Origin of the sequence: Trichodesmium erythraeum IMS101, assembly GCF_000014265.1 — a bacterium.
Classification (GTDB): Bacteria; Cyanobacteriota; Cyanobacteriia; order Cyanobacteriales; family Microcoleaceae; genus Trichodesmium; species Trichodesmium erythraeum.
In genome coordinates this window covers 3086401-3106066 of record NC_008312.1, presented here as the reverse complement: position 1 = coordinate 3106066, position 19666 = coordinate 3086401, and the positions used below count along the sequence as shown (strand labels likewise).

Genomic DNA, 19666 nt, shown 5'->3' with positions numbered 1-19666 from the left:
AGTTAGGGAGGAATGTGAAAAAGTTACTTTCTATCACTGGATTTGGTATTATTTGGAGTGAGCTATCGCTCCAGTAATTTCCTTTAATAGTGCTTGGAATGGAAAAGTGGCTAGTGTGATATAATTACCTTTGTTAATTCAATAGTAAAAATTTACCTTTGTTCTTTAAATCTTAAAATATCATTCTATCTTGCCTGTTATCTATGCCAACCTTACGGAAAGGAAAAAAGTTAATGTAGGCGTATTTTTTTAAACTGATGTAATTTAAGCATAACAAAAAAGGTTTAGACTAGAATTTGTCAACTTTTGCTTAATGTTTGCTTCTCCAGCTTAATTATTTAGTAAATATTATGAACTTGGAAAACTTTGAAGATAATTTATCCATAACTAATACAACTACAAACGAAAAATTGACTGATAATTATAATATTGAAAGTGCCGTTTTAGAGCGTTATAAAGAAGGGGCTAAAAATGTACAAAGTTCGCTGTGTTGCCCAACTGAATATGAGGAAAACTATATTGATATTTTACCTCTAGAAATTATTGAAAAAGATTATGGTTGTGGAGATACTACCCGCTATATATCCTCTGGAGAAACAGTTGTAGATTTAGGCTCAGGTGCTGGAAAAAATTGCTATATTATTGCTCAAAAAGTTGGTGCAGAGGGGCAAGTAATAGGGGTAGATTTTAATGATGATATGTTAGCATTAGCTCGCAAGTATCAAGATCAAATAGCTGCAAAAACTGGATACAAAAATACTAAGTTTGTCAAGGCAAAAATCCAAGATTTGGCTTTAGATTTAGACTTAATTCAAAACTGGCTAACTGCTAATCCGATTAAATCTCTTGATGCTTTAGCTGCTTTTGAATATAAGTGTAATTCTCTCCGAAAAGAACAACCTTTGATTCCAGATAATAGTGTTGATGTCGTAATTTCTAACTGTGTTTTGAACTTAGTCCGCCCCCAAGATAAATATAAACTATTTCACGAAATTCATAGAGTATTAAAACGAGGAGGTCGAGCAGTTATTTCTGATATTGTCTGTGATGAAGACCCCACTATAAAAATTATGAATAACCCGGAATTATGGAGTGGCTGTATTGCAGGGGCATTTCGAGAAGATGTTTTTCTAGAAATGTTTGAAGAGGCTGGTTTTTATGGAATTGAAATTATTAAACGTGAGGAAAAAGCCTGGCAAGTAATTGATGGAATAGAGTTTCGCTCTCTGACAGTTCGTGCTTTTAAAGGTAAAGAGGGAGAATCTTTAGAACGCAATCAAGCTGTGATTTATAAAGGTCCATGGAAACAGGTAATTGATGATGACAGTCATACTTTATATAGAGGTAAAAGAATGGCTGTTTGTGATAAAATTTTCCAGATTTATACAGATAAAAATGGTCCTTACCACCACCATATTTTGCCTGTTAAACCTTATGCAAATATTCCCATAGAAGTTGCAGAAATATTTGACTGTAAAGATGGCACAATTCGGCATCCTAGAGAAACTAAAGGCTTAGATTATCAAACAACAAACATTAATAATAATAGTAATTGTTGTACTCCTTCTGATTCTGATTGTTGTTGAGTAATTATTGAGTTATCGCTATGAGTTACTAACTTACTTATCATGCTGGAAGAGAAATTAGTCTCCAAAAACAATTATTACTTATATTTGTACAGCATGACCTGGGGAATAAAAAAGTTATAACCTAACCTTAATTTTGATAGTAGTCTATCGTAATTATTTTGCTCAAGGGAATAGTAGGGTTATTTTGTTCCCCTACTATAATAATTTATAGAAGTAGATAAAAATAGGCTAAGAATTGCGAATTCATAATTAACTTTTTTATAGTTAGGGAAAAGCAAGGTTTTGCCATACAGAAAAATTAAATAAGGAGCAATAATTTTTCCTACTTCCTACTTCCTTTTTTTTGACTGAAAGTTTAACTAAGTACCAATGAATAGAATTCCTAATTCCAATTATAAATCTCGTGATCAGAATTTAGTTGATTCAGAAGAAAACGATCAAATGGAAATTATAGAAGCTTATAACCCTGAAACTAAGTTAATGCTAGAAAGATTTATTTTAATGTTAATAGCAGTTGGGTTAATAGTGGGGGCAATTTTATCCGTTGGAGTTGTTTATATTCTTGATAAAACTGGGTTTACAACTCCTCCTAATCAACAGAAAATAGATTTAGGACAATGAAACTTATTCCGTTATTATTATATTTAACTATTTAGCTATCAGCTATAGTAGTTATGATATTAATGAGAAGGATATTTATTCTCTTTTGCCTGTTACTTAAAACCATAATTTTTGTGCCTCATATAAATTTTTTTAATAATTATAGGCATTAAGAGAATATATATTTATTATGCTTAATTTGATTTCTCTAATCCCTATTTTTAATAAAATTATAGTAAGACTTTTAATATTTGATATTAACTTATGATATCATCTAATAATCTAATAAAATTCAAGGTATAATTATGACTGATTCTCAAAAAGTTCCTGTAGATGAAAAATTTGTACCTTTTCTCCAAAAAGTTCAGACTCAAGCAAGATTACCGGATATTTACGATGCTAGAGATATTAGTATTATTATATTTCGGACAATGCGTGATTTGATGACAACAGAAGCATCTAATCAGATCGCCTCAGACTTAGCTTCTAGTAGTGAAAAACCAGACCCAGATGAAATAGGAGAACTTTGGAAAGATAACAACCCACTTGTTGCTTTTCTTAGTAAAGTTCGTCGTCCACTTATATTTGATGGTAAGACTTTTATTTTCCGAGTTAGCCAAGAAGCTGGAGTTCCTAAAGGAATAGCAGCTGAAACAGTAATTAAAGCAGTTTTTTCTGCTGTTAAAGAAGAATTATCAACTCAGAGAATTCAAGAAATAGCTAAGTTTATGCCAGATGAAATTAAGATTATGTGGAACAAAGCTTAGAAAGTTGATATTTTTTTCAGGTGTTATTGATTCTATTCAGTGGGGAAAGATTACTCTTTAAATTGAATTTTTTGCATTCAATATAAATTATAAATTGAAAGAGGAAAAATGGTAATTTTCTAGTGCTGAAAAATAATACTTATTTTCTAAAAACTCATAAGAAAAAGCTCAGGTAATACTTCATCAAGTTTATGTCTATAATATTAGTATTTTATCTATATTTCGGATGATTCATACCAATTACCTTCCATTAATGCTGTATTTAGTTTCTACTTCAATTATTAAGTAATTAGCACAGTCGGAATAACCTTATAACCTTTTTCATGATTATTAGTAATTCTTCTTTTTTTGACTTCTTCCACCTCTCATCCCATACTCAAGATATGGGTTGAAAAGTTTTTATAAATAGTATGAGTTGAAGGGCTCTTTAAATTATAAATCAAATTTATAAAGTTGAATTTCGAGTTAAATTTGTATATTTATTGATCATATGACTTATTCCCTTCTTTATTTTTTCAATTAGTTATTAAAATTTATTGCAATGAGAAAAACAGCTTTTATACCTTTCTTAGCTAAACTAGGTAAGGCTTTAACTAAGAAAAAAATTACTGTTTTACAGATTAATATTGGTAGACGTTGTAATCTTGCTTGTACTCATTGTCATGTGGAAGCTAGTCCAAAAAGAACAGAAGAACTTAGTAAAGAAATTTGTGAACAATTAATTGAGTTAATTAATAGATTTCCTCAAATTCAAACAGTTGATTTGACCGGGGGCGCACCAGAAATGAATTATGGTTTTAAACCCTTAGTTGAAGCTGCAATAAAAAATAATAAAGAAGTAATTGTTCGTTCTAATTTGACAATTTATTTTGTGCCAGGGTTTGAAGATATTCCACAGTATTGTGCTGAAAATAAACTCAGAATTATTGCATCGTTACCTTGTTATTTAGAAGATAATGTAGATAAAATGCGTGGCAATGGTGTTTATCAAAAGTCTATTAGGGCATTGCAATGGTTGAATAGATTAGGATACGGACAAAATCAAAGTATGATATTAGATTTAGTTTATAATCCTCCAGTCCCGAATAGTTATAAGTTTGCACTTCCTGCCAATCAAAAAAATTTAGAACAAGACTATAAAAGTTATTTAAAAGAACATTTCAACGTCAAATTTAATCAACTATTTACAATTACTAATTTACCTATAGGTAGAACTAGGCTTTTTCTAGAAAACCTAAAGATACATCAACCTTATTTAGACTTCTTAGAGGCAAATTTTAATGGTGAAACTATAGAAAATTTAATGTGCCGGAACGAGTTATCAATTGATTATTTAGGTAATGTTTATGACTGTGACTTTAATCAAATGGAAAATATTCCGGCTAAAACTTCAAAAGGTGAAACAATTACAGTAGCTAAGTTATTAGAAGGTAATAGTTTAGACATAATTGAACAAGTACAGACAGCAAATTATTGTTACGGTTGTACCGCAGGTTGTGGATCTAGCTGCGGTGGAGCACTAGTATAAATGAGACAATGTAATATGATAAAAACTATTTATGTGTAATAGAAATGTCCGAAAAATCATATAGAAAATTACATGAAACTTCTTATCAAGAATTTGAAAAAAGAAATATTTAATTCCTGCGGAACTGGTGACCAAGGGATTTATCGGTGTTGACCTGCTGACCTGCAACAACCCTCTACCCACTATACAATAAATAGATGTGCTAACTCTAGTTAAATAAGCGAGTCATCCTAAAAATTTATGCCACAAACGTCACTAAAATTATCTGCTACTTTTGTAGCAGTAAAGTTTGATGCACTTTCTGATCTTTGAGGAAGACAAATATTAAAACTGCTGTGAGAACTATAACAAGAGTTATGTGTCTATGATATCAAATCTAGTAGCATTGATAAATTAGTGTATATTCGAATAATTTGTTGATGTTTGAGCTTTTGAACAGGGTTTTGTCCCTAAGACGCGATCGGAATTATATTACTTATCATTCAGTAGATTTCTATATGCGATCGCCTAAATACTCTTCGTAATTGAAGTGTCACCCAAGTATAGTATTAATCTATGGTAATTGCTTATTACTAATTAATACTGTTGAATGTTGAGTTTTGACTTCCGTCTCAGGATATTACTCACTATAGTTATAAATAGTTACCCTAAATTTTAATTATTCCAAATAATGATTAACCAACAAGTAGAACGAAACATTAGACTTTTGCTAGAAACTCGTGAGTGTCCAAACTGCTATCTAGAAGGAGCTAGACTAGGAGGGGTCAATTTAGGAGGAGGCAATCTTGGGGAAGCAAAACTACAAATAGCAAACCTTGCAGGAGCTAAGTTAGGAGGAGCAAATCTTGGAGGAGCAAACCTTGGAGGAGCTTACTTGGGAGGAGCTTACTTAGGAGGGGCAAATCTTGGAGGAGCTTATATGGAGGGTGCTAATTTAGAAGGAGCTTATTTAGCTGGAGCAAACCTTGGAGGTACCTATTTGGTCGGAGCAAATTTATCAGGAGCAAACTTAGAAGGAGCAAATCTGGGGGGAGCAAATCTGGAAGGAGCTAGTTTAGAAGGAGCAATTCTCACTGGCACAATAATGCCAGATGGTGTTAGGCATGACTAATTGACATCCTTCCTGACTGTCAGGTGCAAGGGGGATTCACTGTTAGGTTTGCTCTCAAGGGCGGGTTGACGTTTTGCACTTAGCATACGCTACGCGCTCCACAGGCTTAATGCAATTTAAGTCGCGAGTGCGAAACTTTAATCCTAGTTAAACTTTTTATCTGGTGCATTCGTTTTTTACCTCGGACTTTCCGCTTTAGACTAATTAATGAGTAAAACATTAACATATGTGTTAAAAAAAACACAAGTAAAAATTCGCCTGATAGTTGGGAAAAGCTTTGAAGTGTGTTGTTCCGTAAACTGAGATGAAATTCAATAATCTTAATGCTTTTGTTCTCAACATTAATTTATATGTATATGAACTAGTATGTACAGCAAATTTTATGAAGAGTGGGGTACAAATATGGGGGGAAAAATGTGCGCGCTACAAAGATTTGATTAAAAAATGTCCCCTGAACCGGGGAGCTCTTGTTTAATGTTTGTAGTTCATAGCTATCTTAAAATCTGCTGTAAGTGTCGAGAACAACTATTTAAAACTGATTCCAAGAGGGTTAATGGCTATTAAAATTATGGGACTTATACATTTTTGGCAATGCATCAATAAAAAAATTAACTCTCTAAGGATACCAATACCAGTAATTACCCTTTCTAGCTTTACTATCCTCGGTTTACTATTTTTCAGATACTTAGGAGTATTCCAACCACTAGAACTAGCAGTATTTGATTTGATGATGCGTTTGCGGTCAATGGAAGAGCCAGATCCTCGGCTTCTAATAGTAGAGATAACTGAAGAGGATATTCAGTCTTTACAGCAGTGGCCAATCTCCGATAAAACTTTGGCCAAAATTTTAGTATCTCTACAAAAGCATCAACCTAAAGTAATAGGTCTAGATATTTATCGAGATATTCCTTATCCGCCTGGTGAGTCAGAATTATTGGAACAATTGAAAAAACCGAATATTTTTGCTATTACTTATCTTCACAGAGATCTTGATAAAACAGTATTGCCACCTCCCACAATACCAGAAGAAAGAATTGGGTTTAATAATATTAATCTTGATCCGAATGGTGTAATTCGTCGTTATTTATTATTTACTTCTCATAAAAATAAAACATTCACAGCTTTTTCTTTAAAATTAGCTATTACTTACCTGAAAGATTATGGAATATTGCCGGTTGTCACTAAAAATAATGAATATAAATTAGGTGATGTATTATTTAAAGAATTAAAATCAAATTCAGGGGGATACCAAAGAATTGATGATACAGGATATAAAATTTTAATAAATTATCGTAATTCTAAATCTGTTGCTCCCAAAGTTAGCATAACTAATGTTTTAAATAATAATTTTGACCCTAAATTAGTCAAAAATAAAATTGTTTTGATTGGGACTACAGCTCCTAGTAGCAATGACTTATTTTGGACTCCTTATAGTTTTGGTAATTCAAAGTTTTTAAGAATGGCAGGAGTCGAGCTTTATGCACATATTACAAGTCAAATTATTAGTGCAGTTCTTGATGATAGAAAGCTATTTTCATACTGGAATGAATCAATAGAAATACTATGGATTATAGCTTGGTCAATTGTTGGTGCTAGTCTGACTAGGTATATCAGGAAACCTATGATTTGGATGTTAATAAATTTTCTGAGTTTTAGTATTTTAGGTGGTATTAGTTATGGTATTTTTATAAATATGCAGTGGATTCCTGTGGTAGCACCATTAGCAGGAATGGTTATTACAGGTGGGATAGTTATAGTTTATAACATGCATGAATCATGGCAACAGAAAAATCTGGTGATGAAATTATTAGGTCAGCAAACTTCTCCAGAGATTGCTAATGCTCTTTGGCAACAACGTTCAGAGTTGATTAATTCTGGAATTTTACCGGCAAAAACAGTTACAGCAACTATCTTATTTACTGACTTAAAAAATTTTAGCACTATCTCAGAAAAAAAAACATCGGAAGTTTTAATGATCTGGTTAAATCAATATCTGAGTGCTATGACAGATATTGTGATTAATCATAATGGAATAGTCAATAAATTTACTGGAGATGGAATAATGGCAGTATTTGGTATACCAGTACCTAGTAATACTGTTGAAGAGATTGCTATGGATGCTCAAAATGCAGTTAACTGTGCTTTAGAAATGGAAGAATATTTGTTGAAGTTTAATTGTCAGTGGCAAAAACAGGGTGATCCAGAAATAAAAATGCGGGTAGGAATTTATACAGGAAGCATAATAGTTGGTAGTTTAGGAGGAAAAAATCGCTTAGAGTATGGAGTAATTGGTGATAGTGTTAATATTGCTTCCCGGTTAGAAAGTTTTGAGAAGGAATATCATCGAAGAATTTGTCGAGTTTTGATTGCTGAGGAAACTTTCAAATATCTAGATGGAAAATTTAAAGTAGAATTTTGGGGTAATTTTTGTCTGAAAGGGAAGACAAAACCGATTAGTATATATTTGGTTAGTGGTAAAAAATAATTTTTAAATTTGATAATTTCTTCTTAAATTGTCTGTTGAGTAACAAACTGATATTAATAAGCTAAAAATTAAATAAAAAGTTTTAAGTGTTTAGGGAAAATACTGTCCAAGCAAACCATAATTATTAATTTGCTGATTGAATTGATCGAAATGTGCTGATTGAATCTAAAAGTCTTGAAAGATAAAGGTAGGTACTTTTTTTGGAGAGAAATAAAGTATAGCTTTTGGAGTCTGAGGAGCCAAAAAGTTAGCATCTTAAGTTAACTATGGCAGGAAAATTAAGGGACAAATGTATCCTATCAGCTCCTCTAGAATTTCTATTTATCCTGACTCCTGGTTCCTGACTTATGACTCCTACTCTTACCAAAAGATTATTTTGGCAAGTCTTAAGTAGAAAAAATACAAACCTTATCTAACTATGAGTATTCATCACATCAAATTACTATCTTTCCTCAAACCCAAAACTTTTATTCTGACATTATTATTTCTGGGATTATCTACTGTTTTTTTGTCAAGAGGTGCGTTTGCAAACGTGACTCCAAAGACTGATGAAGGTACAGAAAATAGTATCCCTGGAGGAACACGAGGAACGCCATGCTTTAGTGGTAAGAAAAAAACCATAACTCCTCTAGTTCCGAAAAAAAACAAAAAACCAGAATTAAAAGTAACCCTAGTATCACATCCAAAAATGTTTATTTATGTGCCAGAAAATAAAGCTATCGTTGGAGAGTTTATCCTAAAAGATTCTAGTCAAAAAAAGGTATATCAAAATAAAGCATTATTACCTGAGAGTCAGGGAATTATAAATATTAAAATTCCTAGGGAACAACCAGAACTAAAAGTAGGTACAACTTATAACTGGAAATTAAGGTTAATTTGTGAAACTCCTAGTCGTAGATCTAGGATGGAAGGCTCAATTCCAAGGGTTAATCCCAGTAAATATTTGACAAAAAAATTACAGTAAACTCCATATAGTGATCGCTGGTTAATTTATTCAGAAGCAGGAATAAAGCACGAAACATTGGTAAGCGTAGTAGAACAAATTCATTCTAATTCCAACGATAAAAATTTTAACTCAGAATGAAAAAAATGGCTCAATTCATTAGGTATAAGTAAAGTTGCCACAGCCATTAAAGTAACTATAGCACAGAAATAGATATTTATAGCTGAGCTCAGAAGTCACAAGATGCGAGATTAAATTTTTTTTGTAACTAAATTTGAAAACCGTGAGAATGTTCTAATAGTAATAGCGACTGCTATAAATTAACATCTTTGAGAGTAGGATGATCGATAATTCAATATTTGCTAAAAGCAAAAAATCCAAAAGGCTAATTGTCTAATGTATTTGATTAGGCGATCGCTATTTAACCTATGATAATGTGTATATTTTTCCATCTGATTAGGTATGGATAAATATTGACGAAATTTATCCAACAAGTCAATTACAACTTGACTATTAATTAGGGTTAGCACATTTATGGTTTAATGGGGTGAGGGTTGTTGCAGGTCAGCAGATCGTCACAGATAAATGGTTTGGTCACCAGCTCCGGTGTAGTAAGAATTGTCTTCTGGTTTTTCGGCTTTCGGCACGGAGCACACTCATCTGATCTATGCATGAGCTTAGGCAACTGAAATTCTAGTATTTTTTGAAAGCCATATATCTAAGCCGACCGCTATAAGTGTGAAAATACTGAATGCAACTAAAAAGTTAAAACAGCCCATCGAGCATGTGCACAATACCTGCAATTAAACTGGGAAGTGCTACATACATTAGAATACCATGAAATTGCTGTTACTATAACTATAAAAGCATCAAGCAAACTGAATACATCATCCCCAAAACCTTGTCTGACATCAATGTTACGACTAATATTTGTAGGATCAATCAGAACTGTCTTAATGTCAAGGTTTTTCATTGTCAAATCTGTTAGCTTGTATGTTTGACATAATTGAAGTAATTTTCGTTAATTTCATCAATTATGTCATTGACTCAGTCTGTAAGTGTTTCTTGATAGGAGGGAAGATATAGATGTCAATCTCTTTTCCAAGTTTTTCTCACTACATCTATCTTTAATTTTTTACATAGTCTTATTTAGTAAAGAGATTTCCATTTTCTTAATTCAACGAAGGTAATGTCACCTAATATTATTGAGGCAACAATTTCCGAAATTGACTTGGGAAAATTGGGTATTACTTTCTGCACAAGCTTTTGTAGTTCTTTACCAAGCACGGTAGATTTTGCTTTTTGAGCAAATTCCAATTATCTTTCGTTTGATATTTCGTTAGATTCTCTGACTAAAGCCAAGCCATGACTAATTGCTATATTAGATTTGTGATCGTAAAACATCACTGAATAGTATTTTACACAATCAAATATCAAATCAAATATTAATAGTTAGCTTCCAATTCAGTTATCAGTTATAAAATTATTTGTAACCATTCAGCACTTTAGAAGTCAGCTTGAGCGCTTTTCCTAGCTCATGCTGCCCAAAAAGATGAAGTTTAGCTGATCATCTTTTCGGTGTCAGACTTTTAATTCTTTTTTGAGACTAATTTTTTTTCTAGTTGATAGCTGATAGCTGACTTTAAGGTACAGTTATTTCCCATTTTGAGATTGCTTTTTTCGAGTTTTTTAGGTTTGGTAATAAATATTTTTTGTGGCTCATATAAGTTATTTTTATTCTAAAATAATTTGTATTTTAATTAGCACCAACCTAGACTATTCTTATAAAGAAAATAGATATAAGCAAACAACTTTAATAATCTTATTTTTTGCCGAGTATGGGATATATACGGTACTTAAATGTACCTTTAATAGTTTTATAAATTAATAATATGATAACATATTAATAAAATAAAAACGAATTTACAAAGTCGCCCTAGAAGAGCGATCGCTCAGACCAAACTTTTCAGTAAAAATTATGAAAATTGCAATTGCTCAACTTAATCCTGTGATTGGTGATATTTCAGGCAATGCCAAATTAATTTTGGATGCTGCACAAAAAGCAAAAAAATTAGATGCTAAGTTGATGATAACTCCAGAATTATCATTAATAGGTTATCCCCCACGAGATTTATTAATTTATCCTAGTTTAATTGAAGCTGCAGTTCTAGAATTAGAAAATTTAGCCAAATATTTACCATCAGAAATAGCCGTTTTAGTAGGAACTGTAACCTTTAATTATCAAGCCGCTAATACAGGAGAAAAATCACTATTTAATAGTGCAGTTTTATTAACCAATGGCGAAATCAAACAAGTATTTCATAAACAACTTTTACCTACTTATGATGTATTTGATGAAGACCGATATTTTGAACCTGGTAAAACTAGGGATTTTTTCACGTTAGAAAATTATTCTAACAGCTCAGAAAATTTAGCTAAAGTAGGTGTAACTATCTGCGAAGACTTATGGAATGATGAGGCTTTTTGGGGAAAACGAAATTATGCTTATGACCCGATGAAAGAATTAGCAGCACAAAAAGTTGATTTTGTGATTAATATGTCAGCTTCTCCCTATCAAACTGGAAAACAAAAATTGCGAGAAGCAATGTTAAAACATAGTACAAATTGTTATCAAATACCAATTATTTATGTCAATCAAGTGGGTGGTAATGATGATTTAATTTTTGATGGTTGTAGTGTAGTTTTTAATGGTGCTGGAAATGTGGTTTATCGTGCTCAAGCTTTTGAGACAAGTTTGGCAGTTGTAGAATTTAATTCAGCAAAAAAAGATTTCATTTCAGTAGATTTTAAAAGTATAAATTTGCCAGAAAGTGAGGATGAAGAAATTTGGTCTGCTTTGGTTTTAGGCCTAAGAGATTATGTACAAAAGTGTGGTTTTTCTAAAGTTGTTCTGGGTTTAAGTGGAGGAATAGACTCAGCTTTAGTTGCAGCGATCGCTACTGCTGCATTAGGAAAAGAAAATGTCTTTGCTATTTTGATGCCTTCTCCCTACAGTTCTGAGCATTCGGTAAAAGATGCTTTAGAATTAGCAGAAAATTTGGGTATTGCTAAACAAATTATATCTATTGAGAATTTAATGAAGGATTATGATAATAGTCTGTCAAGTTTATTTACAGGTACAAATTTTGGTATTGCTGAAGAGAATATTCAATCTCGGATTCGTGGAAATTTATTAATGGCTATTTCTAATAAGTTTGGTTATTTACTTTTATCTACAGGCAATAAGTCAGAAATGGCTGTTGGTTATTGTACTCTTTATGGTGATATGAATGGTGGATTAGCAGTAATTTCAGATGTGCCGAAAACTCGGGTTTATTCTTTATGTCAGTGGTTGAATGAACAGACAGTTAATAACAATAAAAAATTCTCTGGATCCCAAAACTTACTAATGACTGAAAAGCAAAATATTATTCCCAAAAATATACTGACAAAAGCTCCCAGTGCTGAGTTAAAAGAAGGTCAAAAGGATGAGGATTCTTTACCTGCTTATGAAGTCTTAGATGATATTTTATTTAGGTTAGTAGAAAAGTGCGAATCTTTAGACAAAATTATTGCTGCAGGACATGATTTAGAGGTGGTAAATAAGGTAGTAAAATTAGTCATGAGGGCAGAATTTAAACGTAGACAAGCACCCCCAGGTTTGAAAATTAGTACTCGCGCTTTTGGCACAGGTTGGCGGATGCCTATTGCTAAAAAATTAGTTATTAACTGACTATTAGCACTCACAAATATTTTAAGTTTTAGTAGGCTTGGTGGTTTTAGGTTTTAAGAGCAAAGATAGAAAATGATTGAAGTAAAAAGTTATGAAGATGTAACGGTTTGGCTAAAACTAATTAATTTGGTAGTAAGGTGTTATCAATTTATTAATTTTTAGACCTGAAATATAAAAGCTGAAACCTAAAAGATAACACCTAATACCTAACACCTAAGAAATAATTGAGGTAAAAAGTTATGAAGATTTAAAGGTGTGGCTAAAACTAATGAATTTGGTAGTAAGATGTTATCAATTTATTAATTTTTAGACCTGAAACCTAAAACCTAATACCTAATACCTAACGCCTAAGAAATAATTGAAGTAAAAAGTTATGAAGATTTAACGGTGTGGCTAAAACTAATAAATTTGGTAGTAAGATGTTATCAATTTATTAATTTTTAGACCTGAAACCTAAAAGCTGAAACCTAAAACCTAACACCTGAAACCTGAAACCTGAAATAAACAAATGTCTTATAGTAAATTCAGCTTAGAGCAATTACTAACAAACTTTAATCTAAATTTAGTCGAATTTCAGGGAAAATTTAACAACTATCCTGAAATTTTTCCCAGTAAAATAATACAAGAACTTTTGAAAGAATATATACCTTTAGCAGTTGCTATCGGTTCAGAAAAAGCTCGTTCAGAATTAATTTTAGCGCCCATTTTAGTGGATATAAAGAAACAGCTAAATAATCAAATTAGCATTTTTTCAGGAATAGAATTTAATGTTAATCCTGACCAAGGTTTAAACGGTTTTTGTGATTTTATTATTAGCCGTTCTACTAGACAACTTATTATTGAAGCACCAGTTATTACTTTAGTAGAAGCAAAAAACGATAATCTTAAGTCTGGATTTTCCCAATGCATTGCAGAAATGCTAGCAGCTCAACTTTTTAATAAAAGAAAAGGCAACAATATTAATAAAGTTTATGGTGTTGTCACCACAGGAACGGTTTGGCAATTTTTAGAGCTAGAGTCTGAAACTATAATTGTAGACTTAGAAGAATATTCTCTCAATAATTTATCAAAAATTTTCGGCATTTTAATTAGTTTAGTTAGTTAGCTGAAGTCACTATTTTGCCTGATGTTCAATCTGGCATAATTTGTATAATTAGATGGTTAATTGGGAGTTAGGAGGAAAGAGTATTCAGGAATATTTGCAGCCTTTGCTGAAGAGAATTTTTTTTTATGAAATTAAGCAAATTTTATCTAACACCATAATTTGTGATTTACTGTGAGATAAATTAGCGGTTAATTAAGTAGGTTAAATGCTTAATTAATTAACAATATTACTCTAAAATTTTCTGATTATTAAGATTTTTTTTTAAAGGCAGATATGGAAACCTATTATTACTAATATAGGCTGATATCAACTTTATCAACTTAGGTAACACTAATGACTATTAACAGCAAATGTTAAATAAATTCCTCAAATTACTGAGCGCGTTAAAGTTTTGAGTTTTGGAAATCTTATGAACTCTAAAAGCTTAGTATTCTGGGGAATGATGAGATGCTGCAATTTTTGCCTGGCGATCGTAGTTGCGTTTTTCTGAAGATTCTTGAATATGCTTTTTGACATCCTCATGGAGTTCCTTTCCATTGAGATGGAAGGCATCACGAACGTACTTGGGTAAATGTTCAATGTAGAAATGAACTCTTCGTGCCTCCTAACTCCTGTTGAGAGCCCCCTCGCTTCTTTGTTCAATTTGATATAATATGAAAATTTTAAATTAAAAGCAGGGAGGATCAAGGTGGGAGTCGTCTATATAGGCGATCGCGCGGTAGGCAAAACTCATTTAGCCCTAGAATTAGTTAATCCCCAGGGGCAATACGTCCAGGTTTCTATGGTGGGCCAAACTTATCAAAACCTTAAGGCCAATCTCCTGAATAGCGATGGAACGGCCAAACAAACTCAAAACATCCAATATCGTCCCCTAAACCTCCAAGTACGGTTGCCTAGTGGTTTAAACGAAGTTCCCGTAGATTGGATCGACTCTCCAGGGGAAATCTTTCGTAGGTCTTGGCAGTGGGAACACCCCCAGGAATGGGAATCTTTTCAAGAAATTGTCCGGCAAAGCGAGGGGGTTTTGCTGATTTTGCCACCTTATCGGGAAATATTGTTGCCTAATCTGGAGGTGACAAATTTTGTGACTCAAAAGCAGTGGTGTAATGGCTTTGAGAGTTGGGCTAGATTTTTTTGTGATGATTGTCCTAAGGCCAAGCATATTGTTATTTGTCTGAACAAGGCGGATCTAATAAATTGCAATCTCTCTGAGGAGTCGGAAAGGTTGGCTTATCGACCAGATGGTTCTTCGATGAATTGGCTTCAGCGTCATAATTATGTAGTTAATAGTTATTTTCGATTGGTAAAATCCCAAATAGCACAAATAAATAGGAGTCGGCCTGGGTTATCAGTTCGCTGTTTTATTACCAGTATCTATGATCGTAGTTTGCTGGAGTTGCCCTGGATCTATTTAGCTAGTTATTTAGCTAATTAATGGAGGAGGAAATATGGGAAATATTTGTATTATCGGACCGAGGAGTTCTGGCAAAACAACTTATCTGGCAGGACTGGCATATTGGCCGGATACTCATAACCAAAATTTTGAAGTTACTCCTATCACAAAAGAGGCACAAAATTTAGTAAATCAAGCTGAAGATATTATTCTTAGTGGAGATTCTTTAAGGAGGACAGAGATAGATGGGTTCAAAATTAAAACTGTTTACGATTTACCGTTGTATTCTTTTCAAATAGAAAAAAAGAGGAGGTGGCGCAAACCAGAGGAAATCAATTTAGTGGTTCGAGATTATCCAGGGGAAATTTTTGACGATTTGGCCTCGGGAATTTCTAATGAAATACATCAAGAATTTCTCAATGAATGTTTAATTCCAGATATTGTTGGCTGTTTATTGCTCCTCCATAAATGGGAGTTGGGCAACGACCAATTTTACAGGAGGATGATAGGGAGATTTATGGATTTAATGGACAGGCGCGATCGCCTAAAAAATTTGCGACTGGCAGTGGCAATGAGTAAATGCGAAAGGGGAGAAATTTGGCCTGGTCGTCTGGACCCGGAATTGGACTTATTTGAAGTACATTTGCCCCGCACTAGAAAAATTTTGCGCCAGAGGATTCCTAAGAATAATTTACAATTTTATGCCATATCTACTTTTGGGGTTCTGGAAAGGAACAATCCTCGTCCGAATCGTGCTGATGAGGAGGGGAGTCTGCGTTCTGTTTTACGATCGCCGCATCAGTGGCGACCCTACGGGCTGATTTCGCCCTTATATTGGTTAAGTACGGGTAAGAGGATGCGATCTGGTGTTTAAATCTCTATTTAAAGATAAAGGTGAAGAATCTCAAGAGCAAAATTTATCTGGTGTCCTGCGGCTGATAGGCGATCGCTCTGCTGGTAAGACTACTTATATGGCCGCTTTGGCTAGGTGGCCAAATTCTCAAAATACCCGTTTGGTTGAGGCGGTAACTGCTTCAAATAAAGATGGAGAAGAGTTAATCAAAAAAGCTCGGGATATTTTGGAACAAGGGGAACCCATGAAACAAACTCCGTTGCTTGATAATGTTTATACTCTGAAGAATTATAGCTTGAGGATAACTCTAAAAAAAGAGTTGGTATTGGATAGAAAGAAGTCTTTGGTTAACTTAGATATAAGTTGCAAGGATTATTCGGGAGAATTTTTCAGCGAGTTGCTGAATCAAACTGATTTGCCTTTATTTAAGGACTATTTAGAAGACTGTTTGTTGGCATCGGGAATTTTGTTATTGATTGATGGAACGGCCCATCAGAAAGATGGGGAATATGCTAGAGCGATCGAGAAGCTTTTGGTAGAGTTGGATCGCTCTGAGGCACAAATTCAAAAGCGGAGAATTGCTCTGGTTTTGAGTAAGTGCGAATTGGCCGATTTGTGGATAAATCGACAGAAACCAAAATATGTGGCTCAAGCTCGCTTCCGAGAAACTTGCAGAAAGCTGGAGTTTTGGGAACGAGGGGGTTCTGGTAATATAGACTATTTTGCCGTTTCAGCTTTTGGAGTTTTAGGAAATAGATTTCCCAGACCTAATTCCATACAAATAGAGCGTGATCGGGGTGGGGTTTCATCGGTTTTAGAAAAACCTAAAATGTGGCGGCCTTTTGGTTTAGTTTCGCCTATTTATTGGCTTTGTACTGGCAAACGCAATCAAGAATTAGATAAGGATTAAAGCAAATGCATACTTATAATATACACGAATTCAGCACTGGTATAAATGTAGAAAAATTGCCCGATGGCAGTTGGAGATCGCGGGGGTATAAGGTAGGAGAATATATGAACTTAACCTTGCCGCAAATTCCCTTAGTTGTTGAACGAGCGATCGCTAACAAAATGTTTGAGGTATCCAAGGATCGTCATAGTCAAAAACCTACTTTTGTAGGACGAGAGGTTAGGGGCAACAATGGAGCTCCCGGTTGGTCAGTGGTAGCGGTAGTCACTCCAGGAGGAGATGAATACGGGCGTTTTAATTCTTTTTATCGATATTTTTTATGTCAGGGAGTAGATCGACTCTGGGTAATATTAGATGAGATCAATAGTTATTGGCAACAATACGGACAACCACCAATTTTCAATCCATTGGAAATTAAAGAAATTGGCAAGCCGAACCATCACAATATTTCTAATAAGCCCCTAGTAACCTTACCTTCAGAGCTAAATGCTTTGGCAGGTAACCATCAACTACCTTTGATTCTTCAACCAGGAAAAGTGTCTGATCTACAGACAATTAATGCAATGGCTGAGAAGATAGCTAATGGTCAACCTGTATCTTGGGCATACGATGTGGAGGCGGTGGAAGATGCAGAAAGATTTCTAGTTATTCAAGCGGCTGATGAAAAAGCGTATCAAGGTCTAAGGAAAATAGGGAATGCTTCAATTAATAATCCCAAAGCCACCCTTCCATCACATGTTGATGGAGCGGCCATTGAAACAGCAATAAAAGCTTTGAGCAGCGGTTCGCAAATTAAGCAGGAATGGATTCAAGCTCTTTTACAGGACGATCAAGTAACTTCAGAGCATTGGAAAATAATCTTTGATGATCGGGGTGCCCATACTGGGATTAAGCAGAGAAATTCTAGTGCTCAAATGGTGCGACTTTTAACTTTAAGGGCAATAATTCTTCCAGAGACTTTACCTGAGTATCTCGAATGGTTTGGTATTGATGGCAAAAATAAGAGAAAAGAGGATAATAAGCAAAAAGTTTCTCTTGCGTTTCAAGGAAAACTTCAAAGATATATTTTACAACTAAAGCCGTTAATTGATGAAAGCATGAAAAGTATCCTGGAGCAAATATTGAAGAAGAAGATATCAATTCCAGCATTCAGTTGGTTGTTAACTGCACAAAAAAGCCTTTGGTCGTCGTATCGCCCCTCGCTCGTGAAAAATGTCAGAAATGATTTAGAAACTATTGATCACAATTTGAAATCTGATGATAGCCCGTCGGAACCTTCGTTTGCTTGTGGAGATTCGATTTGGAAAAAATTGCAAAGTGAGCTGCGGAAACCCAACTATCGTGGTAGCTATTATCAACCTTTTGCGGATTTGTTTGAGAGGTTGCGTGACTATGAGTTAGCTTCCTATTTTTACCAAGTCAGTAAGGGGGTGGTGCCGAAAAATTTATTTCTGAAAGCTCTTAAAAACAACGAAGACAAATCAGATCTTTGGGGTTTGACACTAAAGAGAGAAATTTCTTGGGAAGAACATCTGATTCGTTGCTTGATCAAAAATTCTTTGCGTTTGACTATAGCAATTGTTTTTTTGACAATCGGATATTTGATAGGTAAAGGACAAAATCAAACACCTCAAGCACAAAAACCAGGGGAACAACAGCTACGAATAGCATATAGTCAGGGTTATTTAAAGGGACAAGAAGATGCTATTAACAAAATCAAGAATACGACACCAAGTCCAAGTCCAAGTCCAAATATAAGTCCAAGTCCAAATCTAAGTCTAAGTCCAAGTCCAAGTCCAAGTCCAAGTCCTTCTATTCCAAGGAATATATTAGAAAAAGAGATGAATATAGCACTTGACAATTTCCCTCAGAGTATCAGAGCAATTGATAAAATCACATCCGATCTAGCTTCTTTAGAAGTGGCAAAGCAAGAGGAATTAGAAAAACAAAAGTTTGTCCAAGAAATTCAGAAGATTCTTGCTAATGATTCAGCACTTAATTATGAGCAAGCAACTACTAAACTATATTTTTTGATAGTAGGGAAGCAAAAAAGAAAAGAGGCTCGCAAAAAATGGGTAAAAGCCATCTATTCATACCAACAGAACAAACAGGAAAAGCTAAAAAATCCGCCTAATGGATATATAAATCCTGATGATAATACAGCTAATTTATTGAAGTGTAACGTAGCTGAATCTCTAAGTTGGAAATGGCAAGATTGGCCAGAGAATTGTTTACCAGAAATGACAGAAGATCAAAAAAAGATTGCTACTAGTAAGGACAAGTTTAACGAGATAACTTACGAAGCAATCAGTCGAATTATATCAGAGTTGAGATATTTAGGACTTGATCAAGAAGCGATTCACCAAGCTATTCGCGAGACTATTGGTAATGTGAAGAATTTTGAATATAAAAAGGCACGAGAAGCGATACCTGAGGGTAAAAACGCCTTAGTTATTGCTATTTATAAATACCAACAAAAAAACAAGATTCAAGGAGAACCTGATGGGATAATTAATGAGCCTAAAAAACCTTTAGATAGGACAATTCAAAATACGTTTAATATTTTGCTGGAACAGGTAAAAAATGAATTGGCAAATAACCCCAACAAATATAAAAATTCCCCAGAAAATCAATAAACATAATGATAAC

General features: G+C 33.7%; 13 protein-coding genes. All 13 read left to right on the top strand.

The window, feature by feature from the left end; genetic code table 11:
* The first annotated feature begins 350 nt into the window (after window positions 1–350).
* The 13 genes from TERY_RS09415 to TERY_RS09350 all read left to right on the top strand — a co-directional run bounded on the left by TERY_RS09415 (window position 351) and on the right by TERY_RS09350 (window position 19653).
* The gene (locus tag TERY_RS09415) at window positions 351–1586 is read left to right on the top strand and encodes a methyltransferase domain-containing protein (RefSeq protein WP_011611615.1); all 1236 of its coding nucleotides are present in this window, start codon (window positions 351–353) and stop codon (window positions 1584–1586) included.
* A gap of 372 nt (window positions 1587–1958) precedes the next feature.
* On the top strand, window positions 1959–2210 hold the full coding sequence (locus TERY_RS09410; RefSeq protein WP_011611614.1) for a hypothetical protein: 252 nt from the start codon (window positions 1959–1961) through the stop codon (window positions 2208–2210).
* 284 nt (window positions 2211–2494) lie between these two features.
* Window positions 2495–2956 (top strand): DUF2267 domain-containing protein, encoded by a 462-nt coding sequence (locus TERY_RS09405; protein ID WP_011611613.1) that lies wholly within the window; start codon window positions 2495–2497, stop codon window positions 2954–2956.
* A gap of 541 nt (window positions 2957–3497) precedes the next feature.
* A complete protein-coding gene (gene arsS, locus TERY_RS09400; protein ID WP_011611612.1) occupies window positions 3498–4484 on the top strand; it encodes an arsenosugar biosynthesis radical SAM (seleno)protein ArsS in 987 nt (328 codons plus the stop codon).
* A gap of 670 nt (window positions 4485–5154) precedes the next feature.
* Window positions 5155–5595, top strand: a complete 441-nt coding sequence (locus TERY_RS09395; RefSeq protein ID WP_011611611.1) for a pentapeptide repeat-containing protein — start codon at window positions 5155–5157, stop codon at window positions 5593–5595.
* A gap of 568 nt (window positions 5596–6163) precedes the next feature.
* On the top strand, window positions 6164–8080 hold the full coding sequence (locus tag TERY_RS09390) for a CHASE2 domain-containing protein (RefSeq protein WP_196797262.1): 1917 nt from the start codon (window positions 6164–6166) through the stop codon (window positions 8078–8080).
* 418 nt (window positions 8081–8498) lie between these two features.
* Window positions 8499–9044 (top strand): DUF928 domain-containing protein, encoded by a 546-nt coding sequence (locus tag TERY_RS25090; protein ID WP_011611609.1) that lies wholly within the window; start codon window positions 8499–8501, stop codon window positions 9042–9044.
* Window positions 9045–11001: 1957 nt separating this feature from the next.
* Window positions 11002–12756 (top strand): NAD+ synthase, encoded by a 1755-nt coding sequence (locus tag TERY_RS09375; RefSeq protein ID WP_011611608.1) that lies wholly within the window; start codon window positions 11002–11004, stop codon window positions 12754–12756.
* Window positions 12757–13264: 508 nt separating this feature from the next.
* Window positions 13265–13861: a hypothetical protein gene (locus TERY_RS09370; RefSeq protein ID WP_011611607.1), complete on the top strand. Its 597-nt coding sequence runs from the start codon at window positions 13265–13267 to the stop codon at window positions 13859–13861.
* 688 nt (window positions 13862–14549) lie between these two features.
* The gene (locus TERY_RS09365) at window positions 14550–15296 is read left to right on the top strand and encodes a hypothetical protein (protein WP_011611606.1); all 747 of its coding nucleotides are present in this window, start codon (window positions 14550–14552) and stop codon (window positions 15294–15296) included.
* A gap of 13 nt (window positions 15297–15309) precedes the next feature.
* Window positions 15310–16128 (top strand): hypothetical protein, encoded by an 819-nt coding sequence (locus tag TERY_RS09360; RefSeq protein WP_011611605.1) that lies wholly within the window; start codon window positions 15310–15312, stop codon window positions 16126–16128.
* Window positions 16121–17017: a TRAFAC clade GTPase domain-containing protein gene (locus TERY_RS09355; protein WP_011611604.1), complete on the top strand. Its 897-nt coding sequence runs from the start codon at window positions 16121–16123 to the stop codon at window positions 17015–17017. Before TERY_RS09360 ends, TERY_RS09355 begins: the two co-directional genes overlap by 8 nt.
* 5 nt (window positions 17018–17022) lie before the next feature.
* Window positions 17023–19653, top strand: a complete 2631-nt coding sequence (locus TERY_RS09350; protein ID WP_011611603.1) for a hypothetical protein — start codon at window positions 17023–17025, stop codon at window positions 19651–19653.
* Window positions 19654–19666: the final 13 nt, after the last annotated feature.

What these genes read in the sequence shown, in the direction of transcription:
- TERY_RS09395 (WP_011611611.1), top strand. Translation starts at nt 5,155, where the DNA reads ATGATTAACCAACAAGTAGAACGAAACATTAGACTTTTGCTAGAAACT.
- arsS (WP_011611612.1), top strand. Translation starts at nt 3,498, where the DNA reads ATGAGAAAAACAGCTTTTATACCTTTCTTAGCTAAACTAGGTAAGGCT.
- TERY_RS09410 (WP_011611614.1), top strand. Translation starts at nt 1,959, where the DNA reads ATGAATAGAATTCCTAATTCCAATTATAAATCTCGTGATCAGAATTTA.
- TERY_RS09370 (WP_011611607.1), top strand. Translation starts at nt 13,265, where the DNA reads ATGTCTTATAGTAAATTCAGCTTAGAGCAATTACTAACAAACTTTAAT.
- TERY_RS09350 (WP_011611603.1), top strand. Translation starts at nt 17,023, where the DNA reads ATGCATACTTATAATATACACGAATTCAGCACTGGTATAAATGTAGAA.
- TERY_RS25090 (WP_011611609.1), top strand. Translation starts at nt 8,499, where the DNA reads ATGAGTATTCATCACATCAAATTACTATCTTTCCTCAAACCCAAAACT.
- TERY_RS09415 (WP_011611615.1), top strand. Translation starts at nt 351, where the DNA reads ATGAACTTGGAAAACTTTGAAGATAATTTATCCATAACTAATACAACT.
- TERY_RS09375 (WP_011611608.1), top strand. Translation starts at nt 11,002, where the DNA reads ATGAAAATTGCAATTGCTCAACTTAATCCTGTGATTGGTGATATTTCA.
- TERY_RS09390 (WP_196797262.1), top strand. Translation starts at nt 6,164, where the DNA reads ATGGGACTTATACATTTTTGGCAATGCATCAATAAAAAAATTAACTCT.
- TERY_RS09360 (WP_011611605.1), top strand. Translation starts at nt 15,310, where the DNA reads ATGGGAAATATTTGTATTATCGGACCGAGGAGTTCTGGCAAAACAACT.
- TERY_RS09405 (WP_011611613.1), top strand. Translation starts at nt 2,495, where the DNA reads ATGACTGATTCTCAAAAAGTTCCTGTAGATGAAAAATTTGTACCTTTT.